Annotated in this window: 10 protein-coding genes; 6 read left to right on the forward strand and 4 right to left on the reverse strand. The window is 63.3% G+C overall.

Features of this window, described 5'->3' with window-relative positions; genetic code table 11:
• The first annotated feature begins 1 nt into the window (after position 1).
• A complete protein-coding gene (locus EIC84_RS19670) occupies positions 2 to 631 on the forward strand; it encodes a response regulator transcription factor (RefSeq protein WP_003066795.1) in 630 nt (209 codons plus the stop codon).
• A gap of 65 nt (positions 632 to 696) precedes the next feature.
• Here the strand turns inward: EIC84_RS19670 and EIC84_RS19675 are convergent, their stop codons facing one another.
• Together EIC84_RS19675 and EIC84_RS26030 are read right to left on the reverse strand one after the other, a co-directional pair.
• On the reverse strand, positions 697 to 1,356 hold the full coding sequence (locus tag EIC84_RS19675; protein ID WP_003066797.1) for an OmpA family protein: 660 nt from the start codon (positions 1,354 to 1,356) through the stop codon (positions 697 to 699).
• A gap of 184 nt (positions 1,357 to 1,540) precedes the next feature.
• Complete coding sequence (locus EIC84_RS26030) at positions 1,541 to 1,711, reverse strand: hypothetical protein (RefSeq protein WP_167599010.1); 171 nt, start codon at positions 1,709 to 1,711, stop codon at positions 1,541 to 1,543.
• Here EIC84_RS26030 and EIC84_RS19680 point away from each other — a divergent pair.
• Positions 1,710 to 2,885, forward strand: a complete 1,176-nt coding sequence (locus EIC84_RS19680) for a murein transglycosylase A (RefSeq protein ID WP_003066801.1) — start codon at positions 1,710 to 1,712, stop codon at positions 2,883 to 2,885. The genes EIC84_RS26030 and EIC84_RS19680 overlap by 2 nt on opposite strands.
• 94 nt (positions 2,886 to 2,979) lie before the next feature.
• Here the strand turns inward: EIC84_RS19680 and EIC84_RS19685 are convergent, their stop codons facing one another.
• Both EIC84_RS19685 and EIC84_RS19690 read right to left on the reverse strand, forming a co-directional pair.
• Positions 2,980 to 4,689, reverse strand: coding sequence for an MFS transporter (locus tag EIC84_RS19685; protein ID WP_003066803.1), 1,710 nt, complete (start codon positions 4,687 to 4,689; stop codon positions 2,980 to 2,982).
• A gap of 211 nt (positions 4,690 to 4,900) precedes the next feature.
• The gene (locus tag EIC84_RS19690; RefSeq protein ID WP_003066805.1) at positions 4,901 to 5,383 is read right to left on the reverse strand and encodes an Lrp/AsnC family transcriptional regulator; all 483 of its coding nucleotides are present in this window, start codon (positions 5,381 to 5,383) and stop codon (positions 4,901 to 4,903) included.
• Between the two features lie 198 nt (positions 5,384 to 5,581).
• On the opposite strand from EIC84_RS19690, the gene EIC84_RS19695 reads away from it, so the two are divergent.
• The 4 genes from EIC84_RS19695 to secF all read left to right on the forward strand — a co-directional run bounded on the left by EIC84_RS19695 (position 5,582) and on the right by secF (position 12,813).
• On the forward strand, positions 5,582 to 9,160 hold the full coding sequence (locus EIC84_RS19695; protein ID WP_003066807.1) for an indolepyruvate ferredoxin oxidoreductase family protein: 3,579 nt from the start codon (positions 5,582 to 5,584) through the stop codon (positions 9,158 to 9,160).
• A 365-nt stretch (positions 9,161 to 9,525) separates the two neighbouring features.
• A complete protein-coding gene (yajC, locus tag EIC84_RS19700; protein WP_003066810.1) occupies positions 9,526 to 9,858 on the forward strand; it encodes a preprotein translocase subunit YajC in 333 nt (110 codons plus the stop codon).
• Between the two features lie 88 nt (positions 9,859 to 9,946).
• A complete protein-coding gene (gene secD, locus EIC84_RS19705; protein WP_003066812.1) occupies positions 9,947 to 11,845 on the forward strand; it encodes a protein translocase subunit SecD in 1,899 nt (632 codons plus the stop codon).
• Between the two features lie 11 nt (positions 11,846 to 11,856).
• Complete coding sequence (gene secF, locus EIC84_RS19710) at positions 11,857 to 12,813, forward strand: protein translocase subunit SecF (protein WP_003066813.1); 957 nt, start codon at positions 11,857 to 11,859, stop codon at positions 12,811 to 12,813.
• The last annotated feature ends 5 nt before the right edge of the window (positions 12,814 to 12,818 follow it).

Consider the following 12,818-nt stretch of genomic DNA (forward strand, 5'->3'; position numbering starts at 1 on the left):
CATGGAACCTGTAACCGACGCTACCGTCTACGTGGTGGACGACGATGCCGATGTCCGAGAGGCATTGGCATGGCTGCTGCGTTCGCGCAGATTGCTGAGCGAGTGCTATCGCAACGCCGAAGAATTCGAGCAGGCCGTGCTGCAGACCAGCCCCGTGACGCGTCGCCCTTGCTGCCTGCTGCTCGATATGCGCATGACGGGCATGAGCGGGCTGTCGCTGTTCAACCGCATGCTGGAGCGCGGCCAGATCGAGGCCATGCCCGTGATCTTTCTGACCGGCCATGCCGATGTGCCGACGGCCGTGGATACGGTCAAGCGCGGTGCCTTCGATTTCTGCGAGAAGCCGTTTTCCGACAACGCGCTGGTGGACCGGGTGGAGCAGGCTCTGGCGCTGTCCGCCGAGCATCTGGCTGCCTTGCAGGCGCGCGAAGAGGTGCGCAGCCGCCTGGACGAGCTGACCGATCGGGAAAAAGACGTGATGAAGCTGGTCGTCGAGGGCGTGCCGAACAAGTTGATTGCCGATCAGCTCGATATCAGCGTGCGCACCGTGGAAGTGCACCGCGCGCGTGTCTTCGACAAGATGCAGGTCAAGTCGGCCGTGGAGCTGGCCAATCTGCTGCGCAACGCCTGAGCGCAAGCCTCCGCGACATGAAAAAAGCCCCGCCAAGCGGGGCTTTTTGCTGGTCTCGCGCTGGCTTATTGAGGCGCACGCTCGCCCACGAAGATTTCCACGCGGCGGTTGCGCGCACGGCCTTCGTTGGTGGCATTGGAGGCCACGGGCTGGTGCGAGCCCATGCCCTGAACCTGGATGCGGGCGCCGTTGACGCCACGCGATGTCAGATAGTTACGGGTGCTCTCGGCGCGCTGCAGCGACAGAGGGTTGTTGATGGCATCGGAGCCTGTGCTGTCGGTGTGACCGATGATGCGCACTTCTGCGTTGGGGTTGTTGCGCAGACCTTCGGCAAAGCGATCGAGGATGGGGGCGAAGTTGCCCTTGATGTCGGCGCGGCCGGTGTCAAAGGAGATGTCGCTGGGGATGTCCAGCTTGAGCTGGTTGTCCGCGGTCTGTGTCACGCCCACGCCTGTGCCCTGGGTCGCGGCTTCCATTTCACGCTTTTGCTTCTCGAGGTTTTGCGACCAGATATAGGAGCCCAGGGCGCCGACACCGGCACCGATCAGTGCACCCTTGCCGGCATGGCCGCCAGCAATGGCGCCGATGGCAGCGCCGCCCAGTGCGCCCACGCCTGCACCGGTCGCAGTACGACGCGTGGTGTCCGACATGCCGCCGGTATTGGCGCAGCCGGTGATCAACAATGCAGAGGCCAGAGCGGCCGTCACAGCCATTTGCTTGCGCATAGAAAACTCCTTAGTTTGATAAACGACCCGGAGGGTCTTGCAAACCAGCTTTGCGTAAAAGCTGCAAGGCCACGAGCGTACTGCCAAGAGAAGGCAAAAAAAGTAGGACGCGGGCCAGCGAGCGGTTTCTGATGCAAAAGATTGTCACATGCAGCCCGCGCTGCAGTGGCTGCAGCGCCATGGGCTAAGCTCGATTAGAGCGATCTTGTTCGGGGTCTGCAAGCACTTCTTTGTGTGGCGTAGGCTCGACCGGGGCCGGCAACTCACCCTTTTTTCGACCTGAGAACATGGTCCACCACACAATAGCGACCAAAATGGCCAATGCCAGCAGTGCTTCAAGCAAAATCAGACCCATGAATTTCCATCTCCTGCGCCGTGCTTCACTGGCGCTGATTGTAGGAACCCTGGTGGCATGCACCACCACCAAGCAGCAAAACGACCCGGCATCGGTGCCCGAGATGGCTCCGCATGGCGGGCCGGCTTCCGCAGCCAAGCCGCCGTTCACCGCCAATGTACCGACTAAAAGCCGCTGGGTGGCGGTGGACTGGGGCGAGCTGCCCGGCGTGCCCCAGGATTCCCTGAACGAGGCCTGGAATGCCTGGATCAAGAATTGCGAGCGTCCCAGCACCGTGTTTGCCAATCTGTGCGGCGAGGTGCGAAGGCTGAGCATCGCCTCGGAAGACGAGCAGCGCAGCTGGATGATGAACACGCTGCAGCCCTATCGCATCGAAGCGACCACGGGCAGCCCCGACGGCATGCTGACCGCCTATTACGAGCCCTTGTACGAGGCGCGCCGTGTGCAGGGCAACGGCTTCAACGTGCCCATCTATCAGGTCCCGCAGGGCTTTGGCAAGCGCAAGCCCTGGTTCACGCGCCAGCAGATCGACACCAACTCCGAGGCCCAGGCCGCCCTGGCCGGCCGTGCCATTGCCTGGCTGCGCGACCCGGTGGACATGCTGGTGCTGCATATCCAGGGCTCGGGCCGGCTGATGCTGACCGAGGCCGACGGCCGCCAGCGCATGATCCGCGTGGCCTATGCCGGCACCAACGATCAGCCCTACAAGAGCGTGGGCCGCTGGCTGCTCGACCAGAACCTGGTGCGCGATGCCACCTGGCCCGGCATCAGCGCCTGGATTGCCGCCAATCCCTCGCGTGTCAACGAGATGCTCTGGAGCAATCCGCGCTATGTGTTCTTCCGCGAGGAGGCGCTCAATGACTTCGATGCCCAGTTCGGTCCCAAGGGCGCCCAGGGCGTGGCGCTGACGCCGGGCCGCTCGATTGCCGTGGACCGCAACAGCATTCCCTATGGCACGCCGGTCTGGTTGTCCACGCCCGGCCCTACGGTCTCGCTCAATCGCCTGGTGTTCGCGCAGGATACGGGCAGCGCCATTCTGGGCGCCGTGCGCGCCGACTATTTCATGGGCTGGGGGGCCGAGGCCGGTGATGTGGCGGGCCGCATCAAGCAGCCGCTCAAGCTCTGGGCCTTCTGGCCCAAGGCCTTGGCCGGATCGGCGCCGCATCTGCGCTGATACTAAAAACAGGAGCTGCCAGCGCTTGTCAGTCAATGAATTTCGATGAATAACTATCTGAAATCATTGAACTGAAAGCGCTGGCAGCTCTCTTTTAAAGAGCGTCGCTGAAGTAGCGCTGCACCACGGGCGGCTCCTTGCCCTTGTGAAAGCTCAGCTTGCGGTCGCGCAGCGCCACATCGGCGGTCGTCACGCGCTCGAAGCGGCGCAGATGCTCGGTCCAGGATTCGTCGGTGATCTGCTCCACGAAGCGCTCGGGCTGGCTCATGCTGTGCAGCAGGCTCCAGGACAGCGCGCCCTGGCGCAGACGGCTGCGCCGGCTCAGCTGCATCAGATCGCGGAAGGCGCCGGCCCTGGCCGGGTCGATCAGGTACTCGATGGTCACCACCACGCGGCCGGCTTCGGGCGGCAGCGCTGCCGTCGGCGGCGTGAAGGCGCGCGAAGGGCTGAGGTCTTCCTCGATGTCGCGGTCCGGGTTCAGGCGCTGCACGATCAGCAGTGCCGTGAGCCCGCTGACGGCGGCCACGGCCATGCTGATCTGCACCGAGCCCAGGCTGGCGACCTTGCCCCAGATGGCGGCGCCAATGGCCGTGCTGCCCATGATGGACATCTGGTAGATGGACATGCCGCGTGCCCGCACCCAGTTGGGCAGGGCCATCTGCGCGGCCACGCCCAGCGTGTTGGCCGTGGCGAGCAGGGCCATGCCCGAGAGCATCATGCCCGGCACGGCCACGGCGATATGGGGGGCGAAGGCCACGGTCAGCGTGGCCAGGCTTTGCGCGGCCACGCCGGCCAGCACCGTGCGCTCGCCCGACAGCATCTGGCGTATGCGCGGCAGCAGCATGGCGCCCAGGATGGCGCCCGCGCCCATGGAGGCCAGCAGCAGCGTGAAGGTGCCGGCACTGCCGCTGCTGGCCGTGCCGTGGTCCAGGCGCTGGGCCGTCAGCGGCAGCAGGGCCATGATGGCGGCGGCCTGCAGAAAGTAGCAGACGGTGCGCAGCAGCACGGCATGCATGCGCGGCGACTCCTTGATGAACTGCAGGCCCACCCGCATGGCCGAGCCCAGGCGCTCGCGGCCCAGCGGGTTGGCGGGCTGCTGGCGCTTCCAGCGCAGCAGCACAAAGCCCGAGACGATGGACAGCACGGCGTTGAGCACAAACACCCAGGCGCTGCCCAGGCCGGCAATCAGGGCCCCGGCGACCAGCGGGCCGATGATGCGCGAGGCATTCATGGCCACGCCGTTGAGGGCCATCGCAAAAGGCAGGTGGTGCTTGGGCACCAACTCGGGGATCAGCGCGGAGAACACCGGCCAGCGCATGGCCAGGCCGATGCCGTTGGCAAACACCAGGGCCAGCAGCAGATAGGGCGTCAGCTGGCCCGAGAGCACGGCCAGGCACAGCAGCAGCGCCACGGCAGCCACCCAGAACTGGGTGACGATGAAGTAGCGGCGTCGGTCCAGGATATCGGCCAGCGCCCCGCTGGGAAGGGCCAGCAGCATGACCGGCAGGGTGGAGGCCGACTGCACCAGCGCCACCAGCACGGGCGAGGTGGTCAGCGATGTCATCAGCCAGGCGGCCGCCACATCGTTCATCCACATGCAGATATTGGCCGTCATCCAGATCATCCACAGCATGCGGAAGGTGGGCGTGGCCAGCGGTGTCCAGACGCCCGGGGCCGCGGCAGGAGGCGCACCTCCGTCATGCATGGCCGAGGGATCTTCGAGCAGCTTGCCTGCAGGGACCTGGCCGGAGTCTGAAGTTATTGGATTGTGGGAAGCGCGTGCTGCGGAATCATCGTGGGCCATGGGACACGATTCTGTAGCAGGAAAGTTGTGCTGACAAATACGTAGTTCCTCACAGTGCCAGGCGGCGGCGGCCACCTGTCGCAGCGGTGACGGGTGCTATTGATCAGTGAGCTTGCAGCGTATGCCAGTCATTGATTTCAATACCGATACGTCAGGTATTGCCCATGGGTCAAGCGGTACGCGCTTCACTTTTTAAGTGTGCCGGCCGGGCTCAGACATGCGTCAGCGTGCTGGGCAGTGGCAGCGCGCTGCTGGACTTCACTTCGCCCAGCGAAAAAATCGTGTGCACGTCTTTGACGTTGGGCAGGCGCAGCAGCACATTGCGCACAAAACCGGAAAAGCTCTCCAGATCCCTGGCCACGACCTGCAGCTCGAAGGTGCCCGCGCCGCTGATGTAGTGGCAGGAGGTGACCTCGGGCAGCAGGCGAATGGCTTCCTCCATGCGCAGCGTGATGTCGGCCGTGTTCTGTGCGGCATCCACGCGCACAAAGGCCAGCACGCCCAGGCCCAGCTTGTGGCGGTCCAGCGTGGCGTGGTAGCCGGTGATGTAGCCCGACTCCTCCAGCGCGCGCACGCGCCGCCAGCAGGGCGCGGCGGACAGACCTACGCGCTGGGCCAGCTCGGCATTGGTGAGGCGGCCGTCCATCTGCAGCTCATTCAGGATGGCCCAGTCGAAGCGATCAAGTTGGTTCATGATTCGCAATTTACAGCAAGATTCTTTCAAAAACTAGGTTAATCCCGGCAATAAAAAGAAAGCTCTATTCGGGGCGTTTTCCTTAAACTTTGCTCAAACAACTTGCGTTCCGTGCCTCTGGCGCAGGAATGCCCAAAGCAATATGCTGCTCTGGTAGCCAAGAGCTGCCACGGGTGGTCACCCACATGGAGACAAGCCATGAATGCCCCTTTGCCCGATGAAGTCCGTCGCGCCCTGGAGTCTGTGACTCTGGACGACAAATATTCCCTGGCCCGCGGCCGCGCCTTTATGAGCGGCGTGCAGGCCCTGGTCCGGCTGCCCATGCTGCAGCGGCTGCGCGATGCGCAGGCCGGGCTCAATACCGCCGGCTTCATCAGCGGCTATCGCGGCTCGCCCCTGGGCACCTACGACCAGTCGCTGTGGGCCGCCAAAAAGCATATGGAAGCGAATCACATCGTCTTTCAGCCCGGCGTGAACGAAGAACTGGGCGCCACGGCCGTCTGGGGCACGCAGCAGCTCGATCTCTATCCCGAGACCAAGAAGTTCGACGGCGTCTTCGGCATCTGGTATGGCAAGGGTCCGGGCGTGGACCGCTGCTCCGACGTGTTCAAGCACGCCAATATGGCGGGCACGGCCAAGCATGGCGGCGTGATTGCGATTGCGGGTGACGACCACATCAGCAAGTCCTCCACGGCTGCGCACCAGAGCGACCACATCTTCAAGGCCTGCGGCACGCCGGTGTTCTTCCCCAGCAATGTGCAGGACATCCTCGACATGGGCCTGCATGCCTTTGCCATGAGCCGTTTCTCGGGCCTGTGGTCGGGCATGAAGACGATTCAGGAGGTGGTGGAGTCCTCCTCCTCGGTCCTGGTGGACCCGGATCGCGTCAACATCATCCTGCCCGAAGACTTTCAGATGCCGGACGGCGGCCTGCATATCCGCTGGCCTGATCCGCCGCTGGAGCAGGAAGCGCGGCTGATGAACTACAAGTGGTATGCAGCCCTGGCCTATGTGCGCGCCAACAAGCTCAACCACAACGTGATCGAAGGGCCCAACGACCGCTTCGGCATCATCGCCAGCGGCAAGGCCTATAACGACACGCGCCAGGCCATGGCCGATCTGGGGCTGGACGAGGACACCTGCCGCGAGCTGGGCATCAGGCTGCACAAGGTCAACGTGGTCTGGCCGCTGGAGGCCACCATCACGCGCGATTTCGCGCGCGGCCTGCAGGAGATTCTGGTGGTCGAGGAAAAGCGCCAGGTCATCGAATACCAGATCAAGGAAGAGCTCTACAACTGGCGCGACGACGTGCGCCCCAATGTGGTGGGCAAGTTCAGCGACGAGCATGGCGGCGAATGGTCGCTGCCCAACCCCAGCACCGACTGGCTGCTGCGCCCCACGGCCGATCTGACCCCCGCCATCATTGCGCGCGCCATTGCCCAGCGCCTGAAGAAGCTGGGCGTGCCCGAGCATGTGCAAACGCGCATGCAGCAGCGTCTGGCCGTGCTCGACGCCCGCGAAGCGGCGATCAAGGCGGCCAAGGAGGTCTCGACCGGCGACCGCACGCCCTGGTTCTGCAGCGGCTGCCCGCACAACACCTCGACACGCGTGCCCGAAGGCTCGCGCGCCGTGGCCGGCATCGGCTGCCACTATATGACCACCTGGATGCCCGACCGCCGCACCAGCACCTTCACGCAGATGGGCGGCGAGGGCGTGACCTGGGTGGGGCAGGCGCCTTTCACCAAGGAAGCCCATGTCTTCGCCAATCTGGGCGACGGCACCTACTTCCACAGCGGGCTGCTGGCGATCCGCCAGAGCATTGCGGCCGGCACCAACATCACCTACAAGGTGCTCTACAACGACGCCGTGGCCATGACGGGCGGCCAGCGCGTGGGCGAGCGGCCCGAAGGCCATTCGGTGCTGCAGATCATGAACAGCCTGCTCTCCGAAGGCGTGGGCAAGCTGGTCATCGTCACCGATGAGCCCGAGAAATACGATGGCGTGAAGCTGGGCGAGGGCGTGACCGTGCACCATCGCGACGAGCTGGATGCGATTCAGCGCCAGTTCCGCGAGCTCAAGGGCTGCACGGCCATCATCTACGACCAGACCTGCGCCACCGAAAAGCGCCGCCGCCGCAAACGCGGCGTGCTGAGCACGCCCGACAAGACCGTGGTCATCAACGAGCTGGTCTGCGAGGGCTGTGGCGATTGCTCGGTGCAGTCCAACTGCCTCTCGGTCGAGCCCGTGGAGACCGAGTTCGGTCGCAAGCGCCGCATCAACCAGAACAGCTGCAACAAGGACTATTCCTGCGTCAAGGGCTTCTGCCCCAGCTTCGTCACCGTCGAGGGCGGTCAACTCAAAAAGCCCAAGCAGGAGAAGAAGGGCAGCCTGGAGGCTTTTCCCATTATTCCCGAGCCCGTCCTGCCCGTGGCCGAGCAGGCCTGGGGCATCGTGGTGGCCGGCGTCGGCGGCACGGGCGTGATCACCATCGGTTCGCTGCTGGGCATGGCCGCACACCTGGAGGGCAAGGGCGTGGTCACGCAGGATGCGGCGGGTCTGGCGCAAAAAGGCGGCTCCACCTGGAGCCATATCCAGATCGCCAACCGCGCCGATGCCATCTACACCACCAAGGTGGACATGGCCAAGGCCGATCTGGTCATAGGCTGCGACCCCATCGTGGCGGCCACGCCCACCACCTTGTCCGTGATGCAGCCGGGGCGCACCTATGTGGCGCTCAACAGCCATGCCGCGCCCACGGCCACCTTTGTGGGCAACCCCGACTGGCAGTCGCCTGCCGCACGCTGCGCCACGGCGCTGGCCGAGGCCGTGGGACATGGCGCCCTGGGCAGCTTCGATGCCGAGAAGGCCTCCACGGCCTTGCTGGGCGACAGCATCTACGCCAACCCCATGATGCTGGGCTACGCCTGGCAAAAAGGCAGGGTGCCGCTCAGCCATGCCTCGCTGATGCGCGCCATGGAGCTCAACGGCGTGCAGGTGGCGCGCAACCAGGAGGCCTTTGAATGGGGCCGCCGCTGCGCCCACGATCTGGAGGCCGTGCGCGCTCTGTATCAGGCATCGCAGGTGATCCAGTTCGTCAAGAAGCCGTCGCTGGAGGAAATGCTGGACAAGCGTGTGGAGTTCCTCACGGCCTACCAGAACGCGGCCTATGCCCAGCAGTACCGCGACTTCGTGGCCAAGGTGCGCGCGGCGGAAGAGCCGCTGGCCCAGGGCACGCGCCTGTCCCAGGCCGTGGCGCGCTATCTGTTCAAGCTCATGGCGTACAAGGACGAGTACGAGGTGGCGCGTCTGCACACCGATGCGGCCTTCACCCAGAAGATCAGCGAGATGTTCGAGGGCGACTACAAGCTCGTCCATCACCTGGCGCCCCCCGGTTTTGCCAAGAAGGACGAGCAGGGTCATCTGCTCAAAAAATCCTATGGCCCCTGGATGCGCAAGGCCATGGGCTGGCTGGCCGGCATGAAGGGGCTGCGCGGCACGGCGCTCGATCCCTTCGGTCGCACCGAGGAACGCCGCACCGAGCGCGCCCTGATCGTCGAATACCGCCAGTGCATCGAAACCCTGCTGGCGGGCTTGACGGCCGACAAGCTGGCGCTGGCCGTGGAGATCGCCTCCATCCCCGAAGACATTCGAGGCTACGGCCATGTCAAAGAGCACCATCTGGCGGCTGCGCGCATCAAGTGGCAGTCCTTGATGACTCGCTGGAATGGCTCGGCTGCAGCTGCTGCGCCAGCAGTCAAGCTGATGGCAGTGAACTAATTGCGCCGAGGCGCATCACAACAAGGCCGGGGCAACCCGGCCTTTGTATTCATGGTCAGAGGCGATGCTGGCAGTGGGCTATCTGAATTTGATAGCTGCCAGCGCCTGTATTGAGTGATATTCAAAGATAAAACAGTCACAAAACAATACGAGTAATGCGCTGATAGCTATGTTTTTTACAGGCATCGTTGATGTGGAAAGGGAGGTCCTCATTGCATCAGGGAATGCCTGTGCTGCGCGGCTGCCCATGCCAATCTTGGGTACAAGCCAGCCGAATACAATGTCCCGCTGACCTGGCGAGATCGTGCAAGTGCGCGCCTGCCGGGACCTATTCCTGACAAATTCACTCTTTCGGAGTCTTTTTCGTGTTCATTTCTTCTGCTTTCGCCCAGACCGCTCCTGCCGCCGCTGCTGAAGGCGGCTTCATGGGTTCGCTCACCGGCATGCTGCCTCTGGTGCTGATGTTCGTGGTGCTGTACTTCGTGATGATTCGTCCCCAGATGAAGCGCCAGAAGGAACACCGCTCCATGATCGACGCGCTGGCCAAGGGTGATGAAGTGGCTACCGCCGGCGGCATCATCGGCACCGTGACCCGCATGGCCGAGCAATTCATCTACATCGAAGTGGCTTCCGGCGTGGAAGTCCAGATCCAGCGCTCCGCTGTGGTGCAAGTGCTGCCCAAGGGCACGGCCAAGTAAGCCTGTCCGCTGTGGATTTTGAGGGGTACGGCGCTCGACCAGAGCGCGCGTACCCGTTGTGCGTTGCTGTAAAAAAAAGAGCGCGATCATGAACCGATACCCGGTCTGGAAGTACGCGATCATCGTGATCGCGCTGCTGGTGGGGGTGCTCTACACCCTGCCCAATTTCTTTGGTGAAGCGCCTGCCGTGCAGGTGTCCTCGGCCAAGTCCACCGTCAAGGTGGACAACGCGGTGCTGCAAAAGGTGGAGTCCGCCTTGAGCGCGGCCAGCGTCAAAGCCACATCGATGTCGCTGGAAGGCACTTCGGTGCGCGCCCGCTTCGATACGCCCGATGAGCAGCTCAAGGCCAAGGACGTCATCCAGAAGGCGCTGATCTCCGACCCCACCGACCCCTCCTACATCGTGGCGCTGAACCTGGTGTCGCGCTCGCCCGACTGGCTGACGGCCATCGGCGCCAAGCCCATGTATCTGGGTCTGGACCTGCGCGGCGGCGTGCACTTCATGCTGCAGGTCGACATGGCGGCGGCCCTGACCAAGAAGGCCGAGAGCTATGCGGGCGATCTGCGCTCTTCGATGCGCGACAAGAATATCCGCCACGGCGGTGTCAGCCGCGACGGCAACAACGTCACCATTCGCGTGCGCGACGAAGCCACGCTGACGGCGGCGCGCAATCTGATCGCGGACCAGTTCCCCGATCTGGCGGCCACTTCCACGCCTGACGGCACGGGCTTCAAGCTGGTGGCCTCGATCAAGCCCGAAGCCCTGCGCAAGGTGCAGGAGCAGGCGCTCAAGCAGAACATCGTCACGCTGCACAACCGTATCAACGAACTCGGCGTGGCCGAGCCCGTGATCCAGCAGCAGGGCCTGGACCGCATCGTGGTGCAACTGCCCGGCGTGCAGGACACGGCCAAGGCCAAAGACATTCTGGGCCGCACCGCCACGCTGGAAGTGCGCATGGTAGATGAGTCCGCCGAAGCGCGTGCTGCCGAGATGGGCTCCGGCCCCGTGCCTTTCGGCTCCGAGAAGTATCTGGACCGCAACGGTCAGGGCATCATCGTGCAAAAGCAGGTGACGCTGACCGGCGAGAACCTGACGGATGCACAGCCCGGTTTTGACAGCCAGACCCAGGAGCCCACCGTCAACCTGACGCTGGATGCCAAGGGCGCGCGCATCTTCAAGGACGTGACGCGCGAGAACGTGGGCAAGCGCATGGCCATCATCCTGTTCGAAAAGGGCAAGGGCGAAGTGGTGACGGCTCCCGTGATTCGTGGCGAAATCGGCGGCGGCCGCGTGCAGATCTCGGGTCGCATGACTACGGCTGAAGCCAACGACACCTCGCTGCTGCTGCGCGCCGGTTCGCTGGCCGCGCCCATGGAGATCATCGAGGAATACACCATCGGCCCAAGCCTGGGCGCCGACAACATCGACCGCGGTATCCACTCCGTGGTCTGGGGCATGGTGGCTGTTGCTGCCTTCATGTGTGTCTATTACATGCTGTTCGGCGTGATCTCCACGATCTCTCTGGGCATCAACGTGTTGCTGCTGCTGGCCATTCTGTCCATGCTGCAGGCCACGTTGACCCTGCCCGGCATTGCCGCCATGGCGCTGGCGCTGGGTGTGGCCATCGATTCGAACGTGCTGATCAACGAGCGCATTCGCGAAGAGCTGCGTGCCGGTGCCTCGCCCCAGGCGGCGATTCATGCCGGTTACGAGCATGCCTGGCACACCATTCTGGACTCGAACGTGACCACGCTGATTGTGGGTCTGGCACTGCTGGCCTTTGGTTCTGGTGTGGTGCGTGGATTTGCCGTGGTGCACTGCATCGGCATTCTGACCAGCATGTTCTCGGCCGTGTTCTTCTCGCGTGGTCTGGTCAATCTCTGGTACGGCGGTCGCAAGAAGCTCAAGAGCCTCGCCATCGGTCAGGTCTGGAAGCCTGAGGGTGAAGGTCACCGTTCCGTGGCCGGCCGCGGCGGCAACAATTAAGGAGGAAGATCATGGAGTTCTTCCGCATCAAAAAAGACATTCCGTTCATGAAGTACGCGTTGGTCTTCAACGCGATTTCCTTCATCACCTTTGCGCTGGCCGTTTTTTTCCTGTTCTCGCGCGGCCTGCATCTGTCCGTGGAGTTCACGGGCGGTACGGTCATGGAAGTGGCCTACACCCAGCCTGCCGACATCGGCAAGGTGCGTGAAACCGTTTCCAAGCTCGGCTATGCCGATGTGATCGTGCAGAATTTCGGTACATCCAAGGATGTGATGATTCGTCTGCCCGTGCAAAAGGGCGTGACGACTGCTCAGCAAAGTGAGCGGGTGATCACTGCTCTGAAGGCCGAGGATGCCGAGGTCACGCTGCGTCGCACCGAGTTTGTCGGCCCGCAGGTGGGCGATGAACTGATGCACAACGGCCTGATGGCGCTGGGCATGGTGGTGCTGGGCATCATCATCTATCTGGCCTTTCGCTTCGAGTGGAAGTTCGGCGTGGCGGCCATCATTGCCAACTTGCACGACGTGATCATCATCCTGGGCTTCTTTGCCTTCTTCCAGTGGGAGTTCTCGCTCTCCGTGCTGGCAGGCGTGCTGGCCGTGCTGGGCTACTCGGTCAATGAGTCCGTGGTGATTTTCGACCGTATCCGAGAAGCCTTCCGCAAGTTCCGCAAGCTCAGCACCCACGAGGTGATCGACCACGCCATCACCTCGACCATGAGCCGGACCATCATCACCCACGCCTCGACCGAAGCCATGGTGCTGTCCATGTTCTTCTTCGGCGGCCCCAGCCTGCATTACTTTGCGCTGGCACTGACGATCGGTATCTTGTTCGGTATCTATTCTTCGGTGTTCGTGGCGGCTGCCATTGCCATGTGGCTGGGCGTCAAGCGAGAAGATCTGGTCAAGGCTCCAGCCAAGTCCGGGTCGCAAGACCCCAACGATCCCAATGCGGGAGCCGTGGTCTGACGCTT

Origin of the sequence: Comamonas sp. A23, from assembly GCF_004522605.1 — a bacterium.
GTDB lineage: Bacteria > Pseudomonadota > Gammaproteobacteria > Burkholderiales > Burkholderiaceae_C > Comamonas > Comamonas thiooxydans.

What these genes read in the sequence shown, in the direction of transcription:
- EIC84_RS19670 (WP_003066795.1), top strand. Translation starts at nt 2, where the DNA reads ATGGAACCTGTAACCGACGCTACCGTCTACGTGGTGGACGACGATGCC.
- EIC84_RS19675 (WP_003066797.1), bottom strand. Translation starts at nt 1,356, where the DNA reads ATGCGCAAGCAAATGGCTGTGACGGCCGCTCTGGCCTCTGCATTGTTG.
- EIC84_RS19680 (WP_003066801.1), top strand. Translation starts at nt 1,710, where the DNA reads ATGAATTTCCATCTCCTGCGCCGTGCTTCACTGGCGCTGATTGTAGGA.
- secF (WP_003066813.1), top strand. Translation starts at nt 11,857, where the DNA reads ATGGAGTTCTTCCGCATCAAAAAAGACATTCCGTTCATGAAGTACGCG.
- secD (WP_003066812.1), top strand. Translation starts at nt 9,947, where the DNA reads ATGAACCGATACCCGGTCTGGAAGTACGCGATCATCGTGATCGCGCTG.
- EIC84_RS19690 (WP_003066805.1), bottom strand. Translation starts at nt 5,383, where the DNA reads ATGAACCAACTTGATCGCTTCGACTGGGCCATCCTGAATGAGCTGCAG.
- EIC84_RS19685 (WP_003066803.1), bottom strand. Translation starts at nt 4,689, where the DNA reads ATGGCCCACGATGATTCCGCAGCACGCGCTTCCCACAATCCAATAACT.
- EIC84_RS26030 (WP_167599010.1), bottom strand. Translation starts at nt 1,711, where the DNA reads ATGGGTCTGATTTTGCTTGAAGCACTGCTGGCATTGGCCATTTTGGTC.
- EIC84_RS19695 (WP_003066807.1), top strand. Translation starts at nt 5,582, where the DNA reads ATGAATGCCCCTTTGCCCGATGAAGTCCGTCGCGCCCTGGAGTCTGTG.